This is a genomic window from Streptomyces vilmorinianum (assembly GCF_005517195.1).
Classification (GTDB): Bacteria; Actinomycetota; Actinomycetes; order Streptomycetales; family Streptomycetaceae; genus Streptomyces; species Streptomyces vilmorinianum.
The window spans coordinates 3,767,844-3,791,346 of the sequence record NZ_CP040244.1 but is presented as its reverse complement, the minus strand read 5'-3'; the positions used below and the strand labels follow the sequence as shown (position 1 = coordinate 3,791,346).

General features: G+C 73.3%; 18 protein-coding genes and 1 riboswitch. Of the genes, 11 read left to right on the top strand and 7 right to left on the bottom strand.

Going from position 1 to position 23,503, the window contains the following annotated elements; genetic code table 11:
* Positions 1 to 924 (top strand): NAD-dependent epimerase/dehydratase family protein, encoded by a 924-nt coding sequence (locus FDM97_RS17860; protein ID WP_137991403.1) that lies wholly within the window; start codon positions 1 to 3, stop codon positions 922 to 924.
* Between the two features lie 61 nt (positions 925 to 985).
* Complete coding sequence (locus tag FDM97_RS17855; RefSeq protein ID WP_137991402.1) at positions 986 to 2,146, top strand: PP2C family protein-serine/threonine phosphatase; 1,161 nt, start codon at positions 986 to 988, stop codon at positions 2,144 to 2,146.
* On the opposite strand, the gene FDM97_RS17850 is transcribed toward FDM97_RS17855, so the two are convergent.
* The 4 genes from FDM97_RS17850 to FDM97_RS17835 all read right to left on the bottom strand — a co-directional run bounded on the left by FDM97_RS17850 (position 2,143) and on the right by FDM97_RS17835 (position 6,552).
* Positions 2,143 to 2,670: a hypothetical protein gene (locus FDM97_RS17850; RefSeq protein ID WP_137991401.1), complete on the bottom strand. Its 528-nt coding sequence runs from the start codon at positions 2,668 to 2,670 to the stop codon at positions 2,143 to 2,145. The genes FDM97_RS17855 and FDM97_RS17850 overlap by 4 nt on opposite strands.
* 110 nt (positions 2,671 to 2,780) lie before the next feature.
* Positions 2,781 to 3,818, bottom strand: coding sequence for an ABC transporter ATP-binding protein (locus FDM97_RS17845; protein ID WP_137991400.1), 1,038 nt, complete (start codon positions 3,816 to 3,818; stop codon positions 2,781 to 2,783).
* Complete coding sequence (locus FDM97_RS17840; protein WP_137991399.1) at positions 3,815 to 5,527, bottom strand: ABC transporter permease; 1,713 nt, start codon at positions 5,525 to 5,527, stop codon at positions 3,815 to 3,817. Before FDM97_RS17840 ends, FDM97_RS17845 begins: the two co-directional genes overlap by 4 nt.
* Before the next feature lie 5 nt (positions 5,528 to 5,532).
* The gene (locus tag FDM97_RS17835; RefSeq protein ID WP_137991398.1) at positions 5,533 to 6,552 is read right to left on the bottom strand and encodes an iron ABC transporter substrate-binding protein; all 1,020 of its coding nucleotides are present in this window, start codon (positions 6,550 to 6,552) and stop codon (positions 5,533 to 5,535) included.
* Between the two features lie 243 nt (positions 6,553 to 6,795).
* On the opposite strand from FDM97_RS17835, the gene FDM97_RS17830 reads away from it, so the two are divergent.
* The 5 genes from FDM97_RS17830 (at position 6,796) to FDM97_RS17810 (ending at position 14,720) form a co-directional block, all read left to right on the top strand.
* Complete coding sequence (locus tag FDM97_RS17830) at positions 6,796 to 9,495, top strand: AMP-binding protein (RefSeq protein ID WP_137991397.1); 2,700 nt, start codon at positions 6,796 to 6,798, stop codon at positions 9,493 to 9,495.
* 164 nt (positions 9,496 to 9,659) lie between these two features.
* Positions 9,660 to 11,087: an FAD-dependent oxidoreductase gene (locus FDM97_RS17825; protein ID WP_137991396.1), complete on the top strand. Its 1,428-nt coding sequence runs from the start codon at positions 9,660 to 9,662 to the stop codon at positions 11,085 to 11,087.
* Between the two features lie 180 nt (positions 11,088 to 11,267).
* A complete protein-coding gene (locus FDM97_RS17820; RefSeq protein WP_137991395.1) occupies positions 11,268 to 12,638 on the top strand; it encodes an aminopeptidase P family protein in 1,371 nt (456 codons plus the stop codon).
* Positions 12,639 to 12,751: 113 nt separating this feature from the next.
* The gene (locus tag FDM97_RS17815) at positions 12,752 to 13,006 is read left to right on the top strand and encodes a LapA family protein (protein WP_254705636.1); all 255 of its coding nucleotides are present in this window, start codon (positions 12,752 to 12,754) and stop codon (positions 13,004 to 13,006) included.
* A 19-nt stretch (positions 13,007 to 13,025) separates the two neighbouring features.
* Entirely contained in the window at positions 13,026 to 14,720 is a 1,695-nt protein-coding gene (locus FDM97_RS17810; RefSeq protein ID WP_175439152.1) for a SpoIIE family protein phosphatase, read from the top strand.
* A 1-nt stretch (position 14,721) separates the two neighbouring features.
* Here FDM97_RS17810 and FDM97_RS17805 read toward each other — a convergent pair whose 3' ends face one another.
* The gene (locus FDM97_RS17805) at positions 14,722 to 15,240 is read right to left on the bottom strand and encodes an HAD domain-containing protein (RefSeq protein WP_137991393.1); all 519 of its coding nucleotides are present in this window, start codon (positions 15,238 to 15,240) and stop codon (positions 14,722 to 14,724) included.
* Between the two features lie 190 nt (positions 15,241 to 15,430).
* Here FDM97_RS17805 and FDM97_RS17800 point away from each other — a divergent pair, with 190 nt between their 5' ends.
* The 3 genes from FDM97_RS17800 (at position 15,431) to FDM97_RS17790 (ending at position 20,146) form a co-directional block, all read left to right on the top strand.
* Positions 15,431 to 17,455, top strand: coding sequence for a phosphocholine-specific phospholipase C (locus FDM97_RS17800; RefSeq protein ID WP_137991392.1), 2,025 nt, complete (start codon positions 15,431 to 15,433; stop codon positions 17,453 to 17,455).
* 302 nt (positions 17,456 to 17,757) lie between these two features.
* A riboswitch (cyclic di-AMP (ydaO/yuaA leader) is annotated at positions 17,758 to 17,915 on the top strand.
* Positions 17,916 to 17,917: 2 nt separating this feature from the next.
* Entirely contained in the window at positions 17,918 to 18,784 is an 867-nt protein-coding gene (locus tag FDM97_RS17795) for a transglycosylase SLT domain-containing protein (protein ID WP_137991391.1), read from the top strand.
* A gap of 189 nt (positions 18,785 to 18,973) precedes the next feature.
* The gene (locus FDM97_RS17790; protein WP_137991390.1) at positions 18,974 to 20,146 is read left to right on the top strand and encodes a hypothetical protein; all 1,173 of its coding nucleotides are present in this window, start codon (positions 18,974 to 18,976) and stop codon (positions 20,144 to 20,146) included.
* 3 nt (positions 20,147 to 20,149) lie between these two features.
* On the opposite strand, the gene FDM97_RS17785 is transcribed toward FDM97_RS17790, so the two are convergent.
* Together FDM97_RS17785 and FDM97_RS17780 are read right to left on the bottom strand one after the other, a co-directional pair.
* Positions 20,150 to 21,427, bottom strand: a complete 1,278-nt coding sequence (locus FDM97_RS17785; protein ID WP_137991389.1) for a phosphoribosyltransferase family protein — start codon at positions 21,425 to 21,427, stop codon at positions 20,150 to 20,152.
* A gap of 59 nt (positions 21,428 to 21,486) precedes the next feature.
* Complete coding sequence (locus FDM97_RS17780; protein WP_137991388.1) at positions 21,487 to 22,599, bottom strand: CapA family protein; 1,113 nt, start codon at positions 22,597 to 22,599, stop codon at positions 21,487 to 21,489.
* A gap of 154 nt (positions 22,600 to 22,753) precedes the next feature.
* Between FDM97_RS17780 and FDM97_RS17775 the strand changes: the two genes are divergently transcribed.
* A complete protein-coding gene (locus FDM97_RS17775) occupies positions 22,754 to 23,458 on the top strand; it encodes an alpha/beta fold hydrolase (RefSeq protein ID WP_137991387.1) in 705 nt (234 codons plus the stop codon).
* Positions 23,459 to 23,503: the final 45 nt, after the last annotated feature.

The window sequence follows — 23,503 nt, the reverse complement described above, 5'->3', positions numbered from 1 at the left end:
ATGACCACGATCGCCGTCACCGGGGCGAGCGGCTTCTGCGGCTCCCATGTCGCCGCGCTCGCCTCGGCGCGCGGTGCGCGGGTGCTGTGTGTGGGGCGGCGGCCGGGACCGGTCGGGCGGCATGTCCCGTGGGACGCCGAGACCTCCCTGCCCGACCTCGCAGGCGCCGACCTCGTCGTGCACTGCGCGGCCGCGGTCGGCGACCCGGTGCCCGGTTCACCGGCCGAGGCCACGATGCGGGCCGTGAACGTCGACGGCACCGCCCGGCTCCTGGAGGCGGCGACGGGCCGCCCGGTGGTCTGGGTGAGCAGCGCCAGCGTGTACGCCCCCGGGCCGGGCCGGTCCCGGATCACCGAGGAGCACCCCGTACGCGGGCAGTTGAACGCCTACGGCCGTACGAAGGCGGCCGGCGAGGCCCTCGCGCTCGCCGCCGGGGCGGTGGTCCTGCGTCCGCGCGCGGTCTACGGCCCCGGCGACCCCCACCTCGTGCCCCGGCTCCTCTCCCGGGTCCGGGCCCGCCTGTTGCTGCTGCCCGGCCCCGACGTCGTGCTGAGCCTGACGGCGGTCGAGAACCTCGCCGACGCGTGTCTGGCCGCCGCCGGCTGGCGCCCGGGCGCGTACAACATCGCCGACCCGGTGCCGTACCACCGTGACGAGGCGATCCGGACGGTCCTGCGCGCCCACGGCGTGCGCGCCCGGATCGGCCACCTCCCCCTCCCACTGGCCCGTACCGCGGCCGTGGCGGCGGAGGCCCTGTCCCGCCTGCGGCCGGGGGCCGAGCCGCCCCTGACCCGGTACGCCGTCGACCAGCTCGCCCACACCGTCGTCCTCGACGTGTCCAAGGCGGAGGGCGAGGGCTGGCGGGCGGGCCGCGCCCTCGCCGACTACGCCGTGCCTCGCGTCACGGAGCGTCGCCCCCGGTGACGTACAGCCTGATATCGCTCGTGAAGGAGACATACCCGCCCACCTGATGTATGCCTTTCCCATGGATCCCCGGCGGCGAGACCTCACTCCCCGCCTCTCCCGGCGCGGCGGGCGGCTGCTGCTTGCCGCGCCCTTCGTGCTGATCGCCACGGTCACCGTGGTCGACATCCTGTCGCCGCCCGAGGTCCACCTCGGGCCTTTCCTGGTCGCGGCGCCGGCCGTCACGGCCTCGTTCGCGGGTCCGCGGATGACGGCGTTCGTGGGTGCGGTCGCGGTGCTGGCGCAGTCGGTGGTGGCGGTCGCGCGGACGAGTCTGACGGACCTCAATCACACGTATCAGATCGTCGCGTTGATCCTGATCTCGGTCATCGTCACGTTCTTCGCCCATCTGCGCGAGCGGGACGAGGGCAAGGTCTCGAAGCTCCGCTCGATCGTCCATACCGCCCAGGGGGTCGTGCTGCGGCCGCTCCCCCGGCGGGCGGGTCCGCTGCGGATCGCCTCGGTCTACCTGGCGGCGGACGAGGAGGCGCAGATGGGCGGGGACCTGTACGCGGCCGCCCGTACGCCGTCGGGGACCCGACTGCTGATCGGCGACGCCCGCGGCAAGGGACTCGACGCGATCAGCGAGGCGTCACTGGTTCTGGGCGCCTTCCGCGTCACCGCGGGGCGGACGGCCGAGCTGCCCGAGCTGATCGGGCAGCTGGAGGCGGGGGTCGGTTCGGCGCAGGGGCGGGGGGAGGCGGACGAGGCCGGGTCCGGGCGAGCCGACGGGGCCGACGACGCCGAGGAGGCGTTCGTGACCGCCGTGGTGCTCGAGTTCCCCGATCACGAGCCGGTCGTGCGGCTGGCCAACTGCGGGCACCCGCCGCCGCTGTGTCTGCGGCAGGGGCGGGTCCTCGCCCTCGACGCCGTCGACGCGAGCCCGCCGCTGGGACTCGCGGACGTCCTCCCGCCCGCCTCGGCCGTGCCCGAGGTCACCGTGGACACCTTCCCCTTCGACGTCGGCGACGTGCTCCTGCTCTACACCGACGGTGTCATCGAGGCCCGCGACCACTCCCGCGCCTTCTACCCCCTGTCCGAGCGGCTCACGACGTGGGCCGGGGACGACCCGGACGCGCTGCTGCGGCACCTGTGCGACGACCTCCGCGCGTACGCGGGCGGTCATCTCGGCGACGACGCGGCGCTGGTCGCGGTCGAACGCCTCGCACAGGACACCCGCTAGGAAACGGGGGCGAGCGCGCCGGCCAGCGCCGTGAGGAAGGCCCGGCCGTCGCGGGTGGCGATCTGGAGGGCCTCGCCGCGGCGGGTGGAGATCACCACACTGTCCATGCCCATCGGGACGGCCCAGCCGCCGCCGACCAGCCGCGGGGCGCGGCGGTCGGCGGCCCGCAGGCCGCGCAGCGGGGCGTCGACGGACCAGGCCGACGCCGCGTTCCGCTGGACCGGGCCCGGCGTGGCGCGCCGCAGCGCCTCGTGCACGGAGGCGGGGTCGACGTCGGTGAGGGCGATCCGCTCACGGCCGACGCTGAGCAGGCCGCGGCCCGGATCGACGCGGACGCGGTGGTAGATCGCCTTCGAGACCGGGACCGCGATGCAGGGGAGCAGGACCAGCAGGTAGGCCGCGGAGACGATCAGCCAGACACCCACGTCCTGCGGGAGCGCGTCGACGCCCAGTTCGACGACAGCCACCAGATAGACACCGATACAGACGGCCGACCAGATCTTGGGAAGCTTCTCGACGTACATGCGCGGTTCCTCGGTGTTCGACGGCAAAGTCCCATCCTCGGGACTCCCCCCGGCCGCCGTCCTGAGTAGATGTACTCAATTCCCCGCGCGCTCGCGTGCCGTCGCCCCGCTCAGGGATGCAAGGTCGCCGTGCCCGTGACGGTGATGCCCGTACGGTCTCCGGGGCGCACCGTGGCGGTGCCCACGACCCGGACGTCGACGGGCGTGGCGAGGCCGTCCACGGCGACGCTGACCATGGCGTCGTGGCCGTAGAAGCTGACCTCGGTCACGGTGCCGTGCGCGGGTGCCGATTCCGGTGCGACGAGGCGCAGTTGTTCGGGGCGAAGGAGTACCGTTCCGCGGTCCGGGGCTCCTTCGCCGGTGAGCGGGAGGCGGCCGAGGGCGGTGTCGGCGGCTCCGCCTGCGGCCGTGCCGGGCAGGAGGACGGCGTCGCCGACGAAGCCGGCGACCCAGGGGTCGGCGGGGCTGCGGTAGAGCTCCTGCGGGGTGGCGCACTGGGCCACCCGGCCGTCGCGTACGACCGCGACCAGGTCGGCGGTGGAGAGGGCCTCCTGCTGGTCGTGGGTGACGAGCAGGGCGGTGGCGCCGGTGGCGCGCAGGGCGCTGCGGACGTCGGCGCGCACTCCGGCGCGCAGCGCGCTGTCCAGGGCGTTGAACGGCTCGTCGAGGAGCACCAGTTCGGGTTCGGGGGCGAGCGCCCGGGCCAGGGCGACGCGCTGCTGCTGCCCGCCGGACAGCTCGTGCGGCATGCGCTCGCCGTAGCCGCCGAGTCCGACGAGGTCCAGCATCTCCTCCGTACGGTGACGGCGGGTGGACCGGTCGGTGCCGGACAGGCCGAAGGCGACGTTGCGGGCGACGCTGAGATGCGGGAAGAGCGCGCCCTCCTGGGGGACGATGCCGATCCGCCGGCTCTCCGGCGGCACGTGGACGCCGGGTCCGGTCAGGGTGCGCCCGCCGACCGTCACGGTGCCCGCGTCCGCGCGCAGGAACCCGGCGATGATCCGCAGCAGAGTGGTCTTGCCGCAGCCGGACGGGCCGAGCAGGGCCGCGAACGAGCCGCCGGGCACGGTCAGGTCGAGTCCGTTCAGGACGGCGGCGCCGTCGGAGCCGTACGCCTTGGTCACTCCGGAGATCTGCAGATCGGTCATGTGCGGTGTCTCCCGAGGAGGTACGAGGGGACGGCGGCGAGCAGGATCAGCGTGGCGGCGTAGGGGGCGGCCGCGGCGAACGAGCCCGAACCGGTCTCCGTCCACAGCCGGGTGGCGAGGGTGTCCATGCCGGTGGGGCGCAGCAGCAGGGTCGCGGGCAGTTCCTTCATGCACACCACGAAGGTGAGCGCGGCCCCGGCGGCGACACCGGGTGCGGCCAGCGGGACGGTCACCTCGCGCAGGACCCGCAGCGGGGAGCGGCCCAGGGAGCGGGCCACGTCCTCCAGGACGGGCGGCGCCTGGAGGACGGCCGCGCGGGTGGCCGCCACGGCGACGGGCAGGAAGAGCACGGCGTACGCGCAGACCAGCAGCGGCAGTTCCTGGTAGACCGGCTCGGCGTAGCGGACGGCGAAGAAGACCAGGGAGAGCGCGACCGTGATGCCGGGCAGGGCGTGTCCGGCGTACGCGGAGTGTTCCAGGAGCCGGGCGAGCCTGCCCTGGTGGCGGGCGGCGATCACCCCGACGGGCAGGGCGAGCAGGGTGGTCAGCGCGGCGCCGGCGGCGGCGACGCCGAGGGTGGTGCCGGCGATGTCGGCCAGGCCGGCCGGGTCCCAGGTGGCGGAGCTGCCGACGGCCAGCCAGTAGCCGAGGGTGGCCAGGGGGGCGGCGACGGCCGCGGCGACGACGGCCCCGCACCAGAGCAGGGCGGGCGCCTTCCAGCGGCCGAGGGCCATCGGTACGGCGGGGCGTGCCGTGCCCGTTCCGGTCCTGGCCTGTCCGGCGCGGCCGCGCGTGCGGCCCTCCGCCCAGACGAGGGCCACGGTCATGACGACCAGGACGACGCTGAGGGCGGCGGCCGGGGTGCGGTCGAAGCTGGCCCGGTAGGAGGTGTAGATGCCGCGGGTGAACGTGTCGTACCGCATCAGGGACACGGCGCCGAAGTCGGAGAACACGTACAGCGCGACCAGCACGGCGCCGCCGGCCGCGGCGTGCCGCAGCTGCGGCAGGGTCACCCGGAGGAAGGTCGCGAGCGGGCCGAGGCCCAGGGAGCGCGCCACCTCCTCCTGCGCCGGATCGGTGCCGCGCAGGGCGGCGGTGACGGGCAGATAGACGTACGGGAAGCTCACCAGGGTCAGGGTGAGCGCGGCGCCCCAGAACCCGGCGAGGTGCGGGTACAGGGACAGCCAGGTGAACGCGGCCACGTAACTGGGCACGGCGAGCGGCAGGGTCACCAGGACGGACCAGGCGCGGGCGCCGGGCAGCGCCGTGCGGACGGTCAGCCAGGCCAGCGAGATGCCGAGGACGAGGCAGGCCGCGACGACGAACGCGGCGAGGCCGAGGCTGCGGCCGAGGAGCTGCGCGCTGCGCTCGCCGGCGATGACGTCCCAGGCGAAGCCGGGACCGCGCTCCAGGGACCGGACGGCCAGGTAGCCGAGCGGCAGCAGGGCGAGGAGCGCGGCGACGGCGGCCGGGACGACGAGCACGGCCGGTGGCCGGCGGGCGGCCCGCAGCGCGCGGGCCCGGCCGGCCGGCGCACGGCGAGCGGGCACGCGGGGGGCCGGGGCGGCGTCGCCGGACGGCGTGGCGATGCCGTCCGGCGCGATGCCGTCCGGCGCGGTGCCGTCCGGCGCGGTGTCACCTGACGCCGCGCCACGTGACGCCGTCGTGCCGTCCGTCGTCTGCCGCCCCTTCGGGGAAACGGGTCTCATACCCCTCAGACCAGCCCGACGTCCTGAAGCATCTTCAGGGTCTCCTGAAGCGATTCGAGCTTGCCGAGGTCGATCTTCGGGGCGTCCAGGGACTCCAGCGGCGGCAGGTCCTTGGTCGTGGTGGGGACACCGGCGGCCAGCGGGTACTCCTTCGTCTCCTCGGCGAAGTAGGTCTGCGCCTTCTTGGAGAGCAGGAAGTCCACGGCCTTCTGGGCGACGTCGGACCCCTTGCCGCCCTTGACGATGCCGACGCCGGCGGTGTTGACGAGCGCGCCGGGGTCGCCGCCGGGCAGGAAGTGGATCTTCGCGCCGACCTTGTCCTCGCCCTTCTCGGCGACCTGCTCGTACCAGTAGTAGTGGTTGACCAGGCCGAGGGCGACCTCGCCGGAGCCGACGGCGTCCATCACCTTGAGGTTGTTCTCGTACGCCTTGGGCTCGTTGGCCTTGAGGCCCTTGAGCCAGGTACGGGTGGCCTCGTCGCCCTCGAGGACGCGCATGCCCGTGACGAACGACTGGAAGGAGGCGTTGGTCGGGACGAAGCCGATCTTGCCCTTCCACTCGGGCTTGACCAGCTCGTGCACGCTGTCGGGCACCTTGGTGACCTGCTTCGGGTCGTACGCGAGGACGCGCACCCGGCCCGAGGTGCCCACCCAGTCGCCGTTGCCGCCGCGGAAGGCGGCGTCGACCTGGTTCAGCGTGGCGTCGGGGAGCTTCTGCAGCCGGCCCTGGGTGGAGAGGGCGCCGAGCGCCCCGGCGTCCTGGGAGAAGAACAGCCCGGCCTTGGTCTTGTCACCCTCTTCGAGGATCTGGGCGGAGAGTTCGGCGCTGTCGCCGTAGCGGACGGCGACGGTCGTGCCGACGGCCGCCTCCAGCTCGTCGAGCAGCGGCTTGACGAGGTTCTCGTTGCGCCCGGAGTAGATGACGAGACCGGCGTCGTCCTCGTCGCTGCCGCAGCTCGTGAGCGCGGGGACGAGCAGCGCTGCCGCGGCGAACACGGTCAGACGGCGAATCAGGGGGCGTCGCATCGAGATGCCTTCCTCGCGGTGCCGCGGAGGACCGCGGAGGCCTGGGGTCTACTGAACGCCTTAGGAATAAGGTAAAGCTAACCTAAAGGTCAAGTGGAGGGCGGCCGCTGTGTCGCAGGTGACACAGGCGCCGGACGTGGGGCGCGTGGCGCCCGAGACGGGTGACACGTGTGTGCACGCTGTGGATCAGCTGTGATGCTTCTGTGACTAGGCGATGAGGTAAGCCTTGCCTACGATGCGTCCGTGACAGCACCACCGCTCCTCCTCCCCGACACCCGGACCGTCCCGTTCGCCGCAGACCTCGCAGCTCACGGCGACCGCACCGCGGTTCTCACGACCGACGGGGCGGTGTCCTACCGGGAGCTCGCGGCCCGGGTCCAGGCCGTCGCCGAACGCCTCGGGACCGCCCGCCGTCTGGTGCTGCTCGTCGCCGCCAACACCCTCGACGCCCTCGTGGTCCACCTGGCCGCGCTCGCCTCGGGCAACCCGCTGCTCCTCGTGCCGGGCGACCACCCGGACGCCGTACGGTCGCTGATCGAGGCGTACGACCCCGATGTCATCGCCCGCCCGGGTGACGAGCGGGGCTGCGGAGGCGAGGGGGGCGAGAGGGGCGAGGGGGTCGCCCCTGACGGCCTCACCCGGTCGGGGTGGGTCCTCGACGAGCGCCGCGCCGAGACGGCGCACACCCTCCACCCCGATCTGGCGCTGCTCCTGAGCACCTCCGGCTCCACCGGATCGCCCAAGCTGGTCCGTCTCTCCCACGAGAACCTGCAGTCGAACGCGGCGGCGATCGCCCAGTACCTCGATATCCGCGACACGGACGTGGCCGCGACCACCCTGCCCCTGCACTACTGCTACGGCCTCTCGGTCGTGCACAGCCACCTGCTGCGCGGCGCCGGACTGCTCCTCACCGACCTCTCCGTGTCCGACGCCTGTTTCTGGGACCGGTTCAGGGCCGCCCGGGCGACCACCTTCGCCGGCGTCCCGTACACCTTCGACCTGCTGGACCGGATCGGCTTCGACGCGATGGACCTGCCCCATCTGCGGTACGTGACGCAGGCCGGCGGGCGGCTCGCCCCCGACCGGGTCGCGCGCTACGCGGCGCTCGGGCGCGCGCGCGGCTGGGACCTCTTCGTCATGTACGGGCAGACCGAGGCGACCGCGCGCATGGCGTACCTGCCGCCCGAGCTCGCCGAGAGCAGGCCGGGAGCGGTGGGTGTCCCGATCCCCGGTGGCGCCTTCCGGCTCCGGCCGCTGCCCGAGTGGACCGGAGAGGACGACGGCGGCAGCACCGGCGAACTGCTGTACTCCGGCCCCAACGTGATGCTCGGTTATGCCGAGAGCCCGCGGGACCTCGGCCTCGGCCGCACCCTGAGCGAACTGCCCACGGGCGACGTCGCCCGGCGCGCGGCCGACGGGCTGTACGAGGTCGTCGGGCGCACCAGCCGGTTCGCGAAGATCCTCGGCCTGCGGATCGATCCGCAGCAGATCGAGACCGTGCTCGCCGCGGAGGGGGTCGTGGCCGCCTGCGTGGGCGCCGACGACGAACTCCTCGTCGCGGTCGAGGGCGATCCCGGGGCCTTCGAGGCCGGTCCGGTACGGCGGCGGGTCACCGGCCTGTGCGGACTGCCGGCCCGCGCCGTACGGGTCGGCGCCCTGCCGGCGCTGCCGCGGCTCACCACCGGCAAGATCGACTACGGGTCGGTGGCTGAGGCCCTGCGGGGCATCGATCTTGCGCCGCTGTCACCCGGCGACGGGTCGCACGAGGATCTGGTGCGCTTGTACGCGACGATCCTCGATCGCGACGACGTGACGCCGGACAGCAGCTTCGTGGGCCTCGGCGGAGACTCACTCAGCTACGTCGAGATGTCCCTCCACCTGGAGGAGACGCTCGGCACGCTCCCCGACCACTGGCATCTGCTGCCCCTGCGCGAGCTGCGCGCCGCCGCCACCCCGCGGCTCGGGACCCACGAGGAGTCCGCCCCGGCTCCGGACGGCCGCCTCGCCCGGATGCGCGCACGGATACGCGCACGGATTCCGGCTCGGGTACGGGCCCGGGCGCGGACCGTGGAGACCGGGATCGCGCTGCGCGCGGTCGCCATCGTGCTGATCGTGGGCTCGCACATCCAGATCTTCACGGTGAAGGGCGGCGCCCATGTGCTGCTCGGTGTCGCCGGGTACAACTTCGCCCGCTTCCACCTCACTCCGGCGGGCCGCGCGGACCGGGTGCGGGGCATCGGACGGAGCCTGATGCGCATCGTCCTGCCCTGCACGGCCTGGCTGGCCCTGATGATGCTGGTCACGGACGACTACGGCGTCCGTACGGTGTTCCTGCTCACCAGTCTGCTCGGGCCGAACGACGGTTTCTGGTTCGTCGAGTCCCTCGTCTACACGCTGCTCCTGGTCAGTGCGCTGCTGGCGTTCCCGTACGCCGACCGTGCCGAGCGGCGCTTCCCGTTCGCCTTCCCGATGGTTCTCACCGGCGTGGGGCTCGTGGGCCGTTACGACCTGCTGGGCCTCGACGCCCAGGGCCATGTGCCGCTGGCCGCCACGCTCTTCTGGCTCTTCGGCATGGGCTGGGCCGCGGCCCGCGCCTGCGGTGTGGCGCAGCGGGCGGCGGTCACGGCGGTCGCCCTCGCGACCGTCCCGGGCCTCTTCGGCCAGCCCGCTCGCGAGGCGGTCGTCGTCGGCGGTCTGGTCCTGCTGATCTGGGTGCGCAGGCTGCCCAGCCTCGGTGTGCTCAACCGCCTCGCGGGGCTCCTGGCGGGCAGCTCCCTCTACATCTACGTCACCCACTGGCAGGTCTTCCCCCGTCTGGACGCCTACCCGCTCCTCGCCCTGGCCGCCGCCCTCCTGTTCGGCGTCGCCTTCGCGGCGGCGACCTCGCAGGTGACGCGGCGGCTGCCGGCGCTGCGGCCGCTCGCGCCCCGGCCCGCGACCTGAGCGGGGGCGACCGCGGGGCCGACCGGGGCGCCGTCGGCCCGTAGGCCCGCGCCCGCCGGCCCGCGCCCGCCGGCCCGGGAGCAGGCTCCTGATCGGCGCTCCGCGCATGGTCCGCGGCCCTCCGGGCACGCGCGGGGCAGCAGCCCCGTGGGAAGGAGCGCGCCATGCCGACCGAAGCCGGCCTCGGCCCCTCGTACTGGATGCACGGCACCCCCTCGCCCGGACGGCCCGCCCTCACCGACGACCTCACGGCCGACGTCGTCGTCATCGGCGGCGGCATCGCGGGCCTGTGCACCGCCCACGAGCTCGTCCGCGCGGGCCGCGAGGTCGTGCTCCTCGAAGCCGGCCGGATCGCCTCCGGGGTCTCCGGCCACACCACGGGCAAACTCACCTCGCTGCACGGACTCATCTACGCGCGGCTGCGCGACACGCTCGGGGCCACCGCCGCCGCCCGGTACGCCCGCGCCCAGCAGGAGGCCCTCGAGCACGTCGTCGGCCTGTGCGCCGAGATCGGAATCGACGCCGAGCTGGAGCGCGCCCCGGCCTACATCTACGTGACGGACGAGGGGCGGGCCGGGGAGATCCGCGCCGAGGCGGCCGCGGCGCTGGACGCGGGGCTCGACGCCGCGTACGTCACGGAGACCGAACTGCCCTTCCCGGTGGCCGCGGCCGTCCGGCTGGACGGTCAGCTCCTCTTCCACCCCCGCAAGTTCCTGCTCGGCCTCGCCGAGGACCTCGTCGCCCGGGGCGGCACGATCCACGAGGAGACCCGGGTCACCGACCTGCAGGAGCACACGGACTGCCGGCTGACCACCGAGGGCGGCGCGACGGTCCACGCGCAGGACGTCGTCATGGCCACGAACTTCCCGCTGACCGTGCACACCTCGCTCCTGGCCAGGCTGACGGTCCGCCGCGAACTGGTGGTGGCCGCGCCCGTGGCCACCACGGCCGCACCCCAGGGCATGTACCTCACGCCCGAGGACAGCACGCGTTCGGTGCGCACCGCGCCCTACGACGAGGACCACCGGCTCCTGATCGTCACCGGCGAGGCCTTCGTGCCCGGCACGGATCACCCGGGCGAGCGCCTCGAACGGCTCACCGGATGGGCCCGCGGCACGTTCCCGGGCTTCGGTGACACACCGCCCTCCTATCGGTGGGCCGCGCAGGACGTACGGTCCGCGGATCACCTGCCGTACGTCGGTCATGAGCACCCGGACACGCAACACGTCTTCGTGGCCACCGGGTTCGGTGGCTGGGGCATGAGCAACGGGGTGATGGCGGGACGTCTGCTCGCCGCGCATGTGACGGGCGCGCCGCGCCCCGACTGGACCGAGCTCTTCGATCCGCGCCGCCATCTGCCGCTGCGGGAGTACCCCGACGTGACCCGGGCGCAGTTGTCGGTGGCACGCCACTACCTCGTCGGCAGGCCGCCGCGCTGCACCCACATGGGGTGCGAGCTCGGCTTCGACGACCTGGAGGGCACGTGGGAGTGCCCGTGCCACGGCTCGCGCTTCGCGGCCGACGGCAGCGTCCTTCAGGGCCCCGCGACGCGCCCCTTGGAGCGTGAGCACCTACCGGAGTCAGGGCCGTAGGACGCGTCGGGACGTCTGCGGGCCGGATTCCCCTTCGAGGCCGGGATATGGGGCCCTCGCGGGCCCTCGCGCCCCGAGATGCCGTGTGACATAGTAATGTGAAATTGCACTACGCGCTCGTCCGCGCCGTGTCCGCAGCCGCACCATCTTCCCCATCCCCTCCTCGCCTTCGGAGTCCTCATGACCGAGGTGTCCGCACGACCGCACACCACCAGCCACGACCTGTCGGTGTCCCCGGAGCTCGCCGCGTTCATGGCGCGGGGCTGGGCTCCCTCGCCGCTGCCGCAGGACGCCCGGGTCCCGGGGTCGGGACTGACGCCCGCCCGGCGGGCCCGCCTCTCCGCCCGCTTTCCCGGTGAGCGGCTGATCGTCCCGGCGGGCGAGCTGCGCGTCCGCTCCAACGACTGCGACCACCGCTTCCGCCCGCACAGCGCGTACGCCTGGCTGACCGGGCTGACCGGCGAGGACCAGGCCGGTCATGTACTGGTCCTGGAGCCGGACGGCGAGCGGGGGCACGAGGCCGTGCTGCACGTGCGGCCCCGCTCATCGCGCGACGGGGGCGAGGAGTTCTACCGGGATCGCCGGTACGGCGAGTTCTGGGTGGGACGCCGTCCGGACCTCGCCGAGGCCGAGCGCCTCACCGGGATCCGCTGCGTCCGCCTCGACGACGGCGGTGCGCTGCCGCCCGGCCGCGACGCGGCGACCGACACCGAGCTGGCCTCCGTGCTCAGCGAGCTCAGGCTGGTCAAGGACGTCTGGGAGGTGTCGCAGCTGCAGGCCGCGGTGGACCACACCACGACCGGTTTCGAGGACGTGGTGCGGGCGCTCCCCCGGGCGCTGGCCCATCCCCGCGGCGAGCGGTGGATCGAGGGGATCTTCGACCTGCGCGCCCGCGCCGAGGGCAACGGCACCGGGTACGAGACCATCGCGGCCTCCGGCGCGCACGCCTGCGTCCTGCACTGGATCCGCAACGACGGCCGGCTCGACCGCGACGACCTGCTGCTGCTCGACGCGGGCGTGGAGACGGACACGCTCTACACCGCCGACATCACCCGGACCCTGCCCCTCTCGGGCCGCTTCTCCCCCGTCCAGCGCCAGGTGTACGAACTGGTCCTGGCCGCGCAGGAGGCGGGGATCGCGGCGCTGCGCCCCGGCGCCAGCTTCCGGGACTTCCACCGGGCGGGCATGCGGGTGATCGCCGAGGGGCTCGCCGACTGGGGCGTCCTCAAGGACGCGACGGGCGACCTGTACCGGCGCTACACCCTGTGCAGCAGCGGGCACATGCTCGGCCTCGACGTGCACGACTGCGCGCAGGCCCGGGCGGAGACGTATCTGGACGGCGTTCTCGCGGAGGGCCATGTCCTGACGGTCGAGCCGGGCCTGTACTTCCAGCCGGACGACGAGACCCTGCCTCCCGAGCTGCGCGGCATCGGGGTACGGATCGAGGACGACCTGGTGATCACGGAGGGCGGGGCGCGGCTGATGTCCGACGCGCTGCCGCGTACGCCCGACGCGATCGAGTCGTGGATGGGCGCGCTGCTGGAGGGGTGAGCGGCCGCGGCCGCTCCGCCCGGTCGGCCCGCCGCGCGGGCCGACCGGGCGTACTCGGGCGAGAATATCGGGATGAAGTCAATCAATCGCCCGAATCGCCCGATAATCGACCCATGACCACCAAGGCATCCACGCCCCACCGTCCCTCGACCCTGACGGTGAAGGGCCGGGATCTGCGTCTGCGCACGATCGGCTTCGTGGCGCTCGCGGCCCTCGCGATCTGGTTCATCGCCGCGAACACGGGATCGGTCACGGTCACTCTGTGGGTCCCCGACGTCACGCTGCCGCTCTGGGGCGTGCTCACGGTCACCCTCGCCGTAGGGCTGGTCCTCGGGGTGTTCCTCGCCCGACGGCGCGCCAGGCGCTGACCGGCCTCGCATGGATGGCATGGGGCCGCGGCTCGACCGGGGCGAGGCGCTCGCGGCGGCCGGCGTGGGCTGTTTCGTCTGGGTGCCGGCGACCGGCCGCCTGGTCCTGGACGCCGTGGGCCGTACCGTGCTCGGTCTGTCGCCGACCGAGTACAAGGGGCGGACGGCCGATCTGCGCTCCCGGATCCCGCCGGCCGACCGGGCGCTCCTGTCGCGGCTCGCCGCGGATCTCCTGGCCGGCCGGACATCGACGTACAGCACCTACTTCCACGTCCGTCTCCATGACGGCGGCAGCCGCTGGACGCACGCCACGGGAAGCGTCGTACGCGGGGGCGTGGACGGGCCCGCACAGCTCGTGGGGGTGGTCCGTGACGCCACCCTGGATCTGTCGCCGTCCGCCCGCCGGGACGGCGGCGCGGGCCGCGGCCTGCCCGGCCAGGAGGACCGGGACGGCGAGGAGGACCGGGACGGCGAGGAGGACCACGAGCGGCTGGGCGCCCTGGGCGAGGGCGTGCTCGCGCTGGCCCGGGCGATGAGCGTCGAGGACGTCGCCGCGGTCCTCGGCGACGAGCGCAGCGCGCGCCGGCTCGGCGCCGGGGCCATGTCCCTCGCCGTCCTCGAGCAGGGGCGGCTGCGTTTCGTCCGCACCGTACTGACCGCCGAGGCCACCCACCCCCCGCGCAAGTCCCGGCTCGCGGACTCCTGGCCGCTGAACGACGTCGTACGGTCGAGCAGGCCGCTCTTCTTCACCTCCGTCCGCGACTTCCTGGACCGCTACCCCCGGCTCGAACCGAATCGGGAGGGCTTCTGGGCGACGGCCGCCGCGTTCCTGCCCCTGGTGAACGAGGGGCAGCCGGTCGGTGCCATGGGCGTGTTCTACGAGCGGAAGGCCGTCTTCACCCCCGCGGACCACGCCGTGATGACCGCCTGGTCGAAGGCGGTCGCCCGCGCGCTGCACCGCGTACTGCTCCTCGACCAGTCGCGGGAGATCGCCGCCGGCCTGCAGAACGCCATGCTGCCGCGCCGGCTCCCCGCGACCCCCGGGGGCCGGATCACCGTGCGCTACCGGCCCGCCCGGGAGGGGGTCCGTGTCGGTGGGGACTGGTACGACGCGCTGGCCCTGCCGGACGGGGGCGTCGGGCTGGCGATCGGCGACGTCCAGGGCCATGACACCGAGGCCGCAGGGCTCATGGGCCAGCTGCGCGTCGCGATGACGGCGTACGCGGCGGAAGGCCACCGCTGCGACCGCGTGCTCGCCAAGGCCTCGGCGTTCCTCGCCGACCTGGACGCCGACCGCTTCGCCACCTGCCAGTACCTGCGGATCACCCTCGCCACGGGGGAGGTCCACGCGGCCAACGCGGGCCACCCGCCGCCCCTGCTGCGGCGCGCCGACGGCACGGTCGGCACACTCCACCTCGCGGGCGGTCCTCCGCTGGGCCTCCCCGGCGAGTGGGGTCTCGCCCGCTACCCGCACACCACGGCCCATCTGGCCCCCGGCGCGACCCTGCTCCTGTACAGCGACGGCCTGATCGAGAAGCCGGGCGAGGACATCGACCACGGTCTGGGCCGTCTGGCCGCCGCCTTCGCGGACGGCCCTTCCGACCTGGAGGAACTCGCCGACCACATCCTCGCCACCCTCGCCACCGGCCCCCACGCGGAGGACGACGCGGCGCTGCTGATGCTGCGCCGCGACGGGGGCGCGGCGCGGGCGTAGGTCAGTACGGCTGGTTCGCGCGCAGCCAGACGTCGAGGGCGGCGAAGTCGGCGTCGGTGAGGCCGCGCCGGGGATCGACGCGGAGCAGGAGGGCACGTCCGGGGTGGTGGGCGGCGACCCAGGTCCGGTCGGCGTCGCCGATCTCGTCGTCCACCCAGGCGAAGGGCCGCCCGGCGGCCCGTTCGACGAGCGCGCGGGTCTTCCAGTGGAGCCGGCCCGCCGGGTCCTCGTCCGGGGCATCGGGCCAGTCCACCACGGGCAGCGGCGGCAGACCGAGCCGCGGCGCGACGCACGCGTTCGCGTCCGCCATCCACGTCGTCGCCCACACCAGCTCGCAGGGCAGCGCCGACAGGCGAGGCCCGTGGGCGGGGTCGATCCTGGCCAGCAGCGGGTTCGACGCGCCTTCCTCCCCCTCGCCCCGGCGCGCGTACGTCCGGTACGTCCCCGGTGGGGCGCCGAACGGGATGAGCGGGCCGTCGATGTCGAGGAACAGCAGGGGGCGCTGCGCGGAGCCGGTCATGGATGCACGGTACCGGGATCTCCATTGGTTCGATCGTGCACCAATCGGACCCTCACCCTGACCATCAACTCCCCTGTGTCCCTCGTAAGTTCACCCAAGAATTACTGCACGGCCGTATACCTTTGGGCGCCCCTCCCCCATCCTGTCCTCGATGTGCCGCAGGGGCACGCGGTGACACGAGAGGCGGGGCATGACTCCCATCAGCCGCAGAGGATTCGTCGGCATCGGGGCAGGGCTGGTGGCCGGCGCGGCCCTCCCCCCGGGCACGGCATCGGCCACCGCCGCGGCGGCCACCGGCACCATCACCGACGTCGGGCACGTGGTGATCCTCATGCAGGAGAACCGCAGCTTCGACCACTACTTCGGCCGCCTGCGCGGTGTCCGCGGCTTCGGCGACCGCGCCGCGGGCAACCTCCCGGGCGGCTGGGGTACGTTCAACCAGCCCAACTGGGGCGGCCGCCAGTACCCGTGGAAGCTGAGTGCCACCCCGCCCGCGGGCGGCGTCGACGGCGAGACCCTGGCCCAGTGCAACGGCGACCTTCCGCACAGCTGGACCTCGCAGCACGCGGCCTGGAACAAGGGCCGGATGGACAACTGGGTCACCGGCGTCGGCAACACCCGTACGCTCGGCTATCTCGACCGCGGCGACATCCCGTTCCACTACGCCCTCGCCGACAACTACACCGTCTGCGACGCGTACTTCTGCTCGGCGCTCAGCGCCACAGGCCCCAACCGCACCTTCCTGTGGAGCGGAAGGATCGACGCCTCCAGCAAGGACGGCGGCGAGGAGTCCGGGCTCACCTGGGAGACGTACGCGGAGGCGCTGCAGCGGGCCGGCGTGAGCTGGAAGGTCTACCAGAACGCGCAGGACAACTACGGCGACAACGGCCTCGCGTACTTCAGGAAGTTCACCGACGCACGGCCCGGTGACCCGCTGTACGACCGGGGCATGGGATCGGTGCCCAAGGTCACCGGTTCGACGCCCGACGACATCGCGGCCGCGATCCGCGCCGACGTCGTCGCCGGGACGCTGCCGCAGGTCTCGTGGGTCGTGGCCAGCGAGGCCTTCTCCGAGCACCCGTACGCCCCGCCCGGCGACGGCGCGCACTTCGTGGACCTCGTCTACCGCGCGCTGGCGGCGAACCCCGAGGTCTTCGACGCGACGGTCCTCTTCCTCAACTACGACGAGAACGACGGCTTCTTCGACCACGTCCCGCCGCCGGTCGCGCCGCCCGGCACGCCGGGCGAGTATCTCGACGGGGTGCCGATCGGTCTCGGCTTCCGTGTCCCGATGGTGGTCATGTCCCCGTGGACGCGCGGCGGCTGGGTCAGCTCCGAGGTCTTCGACCACACCTCCGTCCTGCGCTTCATGGAGACCTGGACGGCCGCCCTCGGCACCCCCGCCACCTGCCCGAACATCAGCGCGTGGCGACGGAAGGTCACCGGCGACCTGACCGGCGTCTTCGACTTCGCCCGCCCCGTCTACGGTGTTCCCTCCGGCCTCCCCTCCACGGCCGAGGTCATCGGGCAGTCCACCTGCGCCCCGCTGCCCAACCCGGTGCCCCAGGACAACGCCCTGCCCGCGCAGGAGGCCGGCACCCGCCCGGCGCGCGCCGTGCCGTACCAGGTCAACGGCAATCTCGACCGGTTCGAGTTCGGGGCGGCCGGGAAGATCCTCGCCTGGTTCTCGATGACCAACCAGGGCGCCCAGGCGAAGCGGGCCGCCCACTTCGCGATCCACCCGCACCAGTACCGAGACACGGCGGCCTGGCAGTACACCGTCGACCCGGGCGCGACGTCCACGGACTACTTCAACATCGGGACGGGCTCGGGGTCCGGCAAGTACGACATCTCGATGATGGGCCCCAACCGCTTCCTGCGCCGCTTCATCGGCGACGCCTCCAAGGCGGGGAAGGCCATCGAGGTCGCGGCCCGCTTCGCGACCGAGCCGGGCACCGGGAAGACGGCCCTCTACTTCACGATGACCAACACCTCCGCCTCGCCGGTGACCTTCACCATCCGGTCGAACGCCTACCGCACGGACGGGCCGTGGACGTACACGGTCGCGGCGAACTCCTCCCGCGAGGACTTCTTCAACGCGGTGGCCTACCACAACGGCTGGTACGACTTCACGGTCCTCGCCGACATCGACGGCACGTGGTCGCGCCGCTACACCGGCCACATCGAGACGGGCGCCCCGAGCGTCACGGGCTGACGTACACCCACGTACCGACCAAAAGGGATACAAGTGGCCTTTTCAGCTCCTTGTATCCCTTTTATCGGCGCAGCGGAATTTCCCGGAATGACCGATTTTCTCGCCGGGTGAGATGAATCACGCCGCAGGGTGACGGCGCCCTCCCGCCGCGCCCCTCCCCTTGCGCCTCAAGGAAGTTCGGCGCACTCGGCGCCGCGCGAAAATCCCCCGGGAATTACCCACGGACTCGGCATCTTGTTTCGGCCGACATTTCTCGCCTACGGTCACCTCCACTCGGGCGGATCGCCGAATCCTGCCACCGCCCGAAAAGACCGACCATTCACCCGTAGGCAGGAGCGGGGGACCCACTTTTCGCCGGTCCGGATTCCCGGAGCGGCTCGGGGTGAAGTCGCATGCGTGCGGCCGGGCATCTCCAGCCCGAACCCGACAGCTCACCCCGCAGGCGCCGGAGAGGAATCTGTCATGCCCGCACACGGTAAGCACCGGCGCCCCAAGCGACGTCCCCTCAGCCGCGGTATCGCCCTGGCCGGTACAGGTGGCGCCGCACTGGCGCTCCCCCTGGTCGCCACGGCCGGCACCGCGCACGCCACGCCCCACAAGGCTCCCGAGATCGCGACCGTCGAGAAGACCGCCGCCGGCGTCTCGGCGAAGATCGCGGAATCGGTGACCGTCGCACCGAATTCCGCTCCCAAGACCTACACGGTCACCCGGGGCGACTCCCTTTCCTTGATCGCTCACGAGCAAGGTGTGCGGGGTGGCTGGAAGGCCTTGTACCAGGCCAATCGCAGCGCTGTCGGTGACAATCCGTCACTTATCCATCCCGGACTCGAACTGACGCTTCGCGGGAAATCCGCCACCGCTCCGAAGCCGAAGTCCTCGACCACCAAGCGCACCGACGCCACGGACCGCGCGGACCGCTCGCAGCAGCGGAGCGTCCCGGCCACCCAGAAGGCCCCGGCGAAGGCCGCCCCGGCCGCCGCCGCTCCGGCCGCCGCCGCCAAGAGCTACGCCAACAACCTCGACGGCTGGATCCGGGAGTCGCTGGACGTCATGGCGAAGTACGGCATTCCCGGTACGTACGACGGGATCCACCGCAACATCATGCGCGAGTCCTCCGGCAACCCGCAGGCCATCAACCTCTGGGACTCCAACGCCGCGAAGGGCACCCCCTCCAAGGGCCTCCTGCAGGTGATCGAGCCGACCTTCCTCGCCTATCACGTGCCCGGCACCTCGATGGACCTCTTCGACCCGGTCGCCAACATCACCGCCGCGTGCAACTACGCCGCGGACCGCTACGGCTCCATCGACAACGTCAACGGGCCGTACTGACCCTCGGCGGGCATCGACGCAGGCTGAAGGCCCCGGCCCTGGCCCCTTGCGGGCCGGGGCCGGGGCCTTCGCCGTCGCGCCCCAAGCGGTATGGGGTATTCCGTCCCATGGTGCGATCGTGGCGGGCAGGATGGGCGCCTGATGATCCGCGGCCGGGGAGCGCGGATCCCGTCCCAGGGGGGAACAGCGATGAAGAGAGCCCTTGCCGTGTCCGCGGCGGCCGCCGCACTCGCCGGTCTGCTGACGGCGGCCGGTCCCGCCGCGGCCGAGTCCGCGGCCGAGACCGCGGCCGGGACCGCCGCCGACCTCGCGCCCGGCACCGAAGCCTGCGCGTCGGGCCCGCGGGCCCTGCCCTCGCTCCCGCCCGCCGGCGGCAGCTTCACCACCGAGGGCGTGCACGATCTGGGACCGCGCGGCCTCGCCGTGGGTGCCAGCGGGAGCCTGCCCGTGTACTGGACGGGTGAGCGGCTCCATCGGGTGCCGATGCCCGAGGGGTATGACGAGGGGGTCGTCCGAGCCGTCAACCGGCAAGGTCTCATGGCCGGTTGGGTGAGCCGGCGGTCGGACCGCGCGACCGCTCTGTTCACCTACCGCCCGGGGGCGACCTCGGTGCGGCTGCTCGCCGAGGGCGGGGCGCCGGGCGCGTACGACGTCGATGTGAACGACGCCGGGATCGTCGCGGCCGTGGACGCCGACGGGACGGCGAAGCAGTGGCGGGGCGGACAGGTGGCGCGCACGCTGCCGCTGCCGCCGGACGCCGGTCCGGGCACGAGCGTGAAGCGGATCACCGGGATCAACACGCGCGGAGACGTGATCGGCGCGGCCGAGCAGTCGTACGACGGTCCCGACGGCTTCACCTGGAGTTCCTTCCCGGTCCTGTGGCCGGCGGACGGCGGCCCGGCACGCGCCCTGCCCGTCGCCCGCGCGGAGTGGCTGGTCCACAACCTCGCGGAGGGCATCGACGACGCGGGCCGGGTGACGGGGTACGTCTCGGTCACCGACCGGTTCGACCCGGACCACAAGCCGTGGGTCTGGGCGCCCCCGTACGAGGACCACGGCTCCTCCCCCGGCGTCCTCGCCGGTCGCCAGGAGGGCACGTTCGAGGCGATCAGCCCCACGACCGGTGTCTCGGTCGGGGCCGCCATGACGCACGCGGAGGACACCCCGGTCCCGCCGTACCAGGCGCAGTTGTGGCCGGGACACGGCCCGCTCCTCGCCCTCCCCTCGCTCACGGCCGATCGCGACGCCCGGGCCCGCGCGGTCTTCGACGACGACCGGGTCGGCGGTGTCGCCGTGGACGCGTCGTGGGTCGCCCACCCGGTGATCTGGACGTGCGCGAGCCGCCAGGCGTACGTGCCGTAGCCGTCAGAAGTGGTCGGTGAACCAGGCCGCGGCGTGTTCGCCGACCTGTTCCAGCGTGCCGGGCTCCTCGAAGAGGTGACTGGCGCCCGGGACGATCACCAGCTGGCTTTCGCAGCGGAGCTGACGCTGGGCCTGTTCGTTGAGGTCGATGACGAGGGTGTCGAGGCTCCCCACGAGGAGGAGTGTGGGGGCACGCACCTCGGCCAGGCGTGGTCCGGCCAGGTCGGGGCGGCCGCCGCGGGAGACCACCGCGGCCACGGTGGAGGAGGGGTCCGCCGCGGCCCACAGGGCGGCCGCCGCCCCCGTACTGGCGCCGAAGTAGCCGGTCCGCAGCCCCTCCAGGCCGGTCCGGGCGCCGAGCCACGCCGTCGCCTGGGCCAGCCGGCCGGCCAGGAGTTCGGTGTCGAACACATTGGCCCGGTCGAAGGCCTCGTCCTCGGTGAGCAGGTCGAAGAGCAGGGTGCCCAGTCCGGCCCTGTTCAGGTCGTCCGCCACGGCCCGGTTGCGCGGACTGTGCCGGCTGCTGCCGCTGCCGTGGGCGAACAGAACGACGCCCGCGGCGCCCTCGGGCACCACCAGCCGGCCCGCGACCCGCACGTCGCCGACCGGGATGCGCACCTCTGCGTCCTGCGCGGCGGTGCTGTTCCCGCTGTGGCCGCGCTCCAGGCAGGCGACGACCTCCTCGTCCGAGGTCTGTGAGAAGTCCTGGTAGAACTGGCCGATCGCGTAGAAGAACTCCGGTTCGTGGACGCTGACCGTCTCGTCCGCCTCCCCGCCGAGCCGCTCCGGCCAGCCGAGCGGCGCGACCGGAACCGCGAGCACGATCCGTGCGGCCCCCTGGGCGCGGACGACCCGGCAGGCGGCCAGCGCGGTGGCGCCCGTCGCCAGGCCGTCGTCGACGACCACGGCCGTCCGGCCGTCGAGCCGGGCCGGCTCCTTCGTCCCGCGGTAGCGCTCGGACCGCTGCCGCAGCACGGCGCGTTCCCGTTCCTCGACGGTCGCGAGGTCGCGGTCGGAGACACCCGTCTCGGCCAGGACGTGGTCGTTGAGGACCCTCACATCGCCCTCGCCGATGGCGCCCATGGCCAGCTCCGGCTGGAAGGGCACGCCGAGCTTGCGTACGAGACAGACGTCCAGGGGAGCCCCGAGTGCGTCGGCAACCTGTTCGGCGACCGGCACGCCGCCGCGTGGAAGTCCCAGGACCACGACGTCACGGTCCTTGAGATGGCCCAGGCGGGCAGCGAGTTGCCGTCCGGCGTCCGTGCGATCGGTGAAGTACATGTCCCGTTCGTCTCCCTGCTCCGAAGCAGTGCGCGCCGGCCGGTCCGCGCCGTGTCCCGCTAGGCGGGGCGGGCGACGAGGCTTCCGTCCTCGTCGAGGGCGACCTGCGCGCCGTAGGGCCGGCTGGTCCGGCCGAGAACGTCGTGGAGCCACCGCGCATCCCGGCCGGAGGCGTGCTCCAGCCGCATGCGCCGGGCCTGCAGGGGAATGATGCGCACCTCCTGGAGTCCGCCGTCCTCGGGCCTCACCGAGGCGAGGTGGAGCAGGCGCAGATCGTCGCGGTACTGCTCGTAGCCGGTGATGCCCTCGTAGTCGTTGATCAGGTCGCCACAGCCGTGGAGGACGAGTTTTCCCCGGTACACCTCCAGGGGCCGGGGGTGGTGCGAGGAGTGGCCGTGCACGATGTCGACGCCGCCCTCGATCAGCGCGTGCGCGAGCTCGACCTCGGCGCGTGAGAGCGCGTAGCCCCAGTTCGAACCCCAGTGGATCGACACCACGACGATGTCGCCGGGGTTCTTGGCGTCCCGTACCCGGCCGGCGAGCTGGGTGGCGGCGGTGTCGGCCGGCGCGGCGGCGAAGTGGACTCCGCCGCGCCGCGCGGTGGCGGCCCAGTCGTACGGGATGCCGCTGGAGGCCATGCCGAGGGCGTGGACGACGAGGCGTCCGCCCCCGGGAAGGCCGACGGTCGCGGGTCGCTGCGCCTCTTCGGCGGTCGCGCCCGCTCCGGCCGTGCGCAGTCCGTTCGCGGCCAGGGAGGCGAGGGTGTCGTCGAGTCCGCCGCGGCCGAAGTCCAGGACGTGGTTGTTGGCCAGGACGCAGACGTCGGGGCGCACGGCGGCCAGGCTCGGCAGATTGGCCGGGTGCATCCGGTAGTGGACCGCCTTGCCAGGGGCGAACGCGCCGTTCGTGGTCACCGCCGTCTCCAGATTGGTGACGCGGGCGTCGGGTGCGGCGGCGTCCAGGGCGTCGAGCGCGACCCCCCAGGGATACGCGAAGTCCGCCCGCCGGGGAACGGGGCCGTTGACCGCCTCGGCGAGCGCCACATAGGACCGTGCGTCGTGCACATACCGTTCGCGCAGGGCCGGGTCACCGGGATGAGGGAGGATCTGGTCCACCCCGCGGCCCAGCATCACATCGCCGCAGAGGAACAGTCTGACCAGGTCACTGCCCATACACCCAGGGTAGACGCGGTGGGCACGGGATCGTGGGCCTCGCGTGGGCGCCGTCTGCGAGTCGTAGCCGGGCGGTGACCCGTTGTGGCCGGTCCGGCCCTCGGGCATCGGCCGCGCCGGCCCGATTGTCAGTGCCTCCCGCTACGGTGCGGCCATGACACATTTCGTACTCGTGGCAGGGGCTTGGCTCGGATCGTGGGCGTGGGACGAGGTGGTGCCGGAGTTGCGCGCGGCCGGCCACGGGGCCCACGCGGTGACCTTGTCCGGGCTGGCCGAGAGACAGGGGGTGGCGGCCGGGCAGCAGACGCATGTGGCAGACGTCGTCGAGGTGGTCGAGCGCCTCGATCTGCGCGATGTCGTCCTCGTGGGGCACAGCTACGCGGGCATCCCGGTCGGCCAGGCGGCCGAGCGGATCGGTGACCGGCTGGCCCGGGTGGTCTTCGTGGACTCCGAGGTGCCCGCGCACGGGGCGTCGATGGCCTCCGCCTGGTGGCAGGGGCAGGCGGCCTTCGAGGCGGCGCTCGCCGAGAACGACGGGTTCTGGGTCCCGCTGACCGCGCCCGAGTTCGAGGGACAGGGGCTCACCGACGGGCAGATCGCCCGGATCGTCGGCGGCGCGACGCCGCAGCCGGGCGCCACGCTCACCGAACCGGCCGAACTGGCCCGCCCGCTCGGCGAGTTGCCCGCGACGTACATCAAGTGCCTGCTGGACGGCGCCGAGCCGAACGACGCCGTGGCGACGCTGCTGAAGAGCGAGCACTGGCGGCTGGTGACCATGGACACCGGCCACTGGCCCATGTTCTCCCAGCCGCGCGAGCTGGCGCGGATCCTGCTCGACGCGGCCGCGACGCGCACGTGACGGGGGCGGTGGGTGGTCTCCACTCGGGGCGGAGACCACCCACCG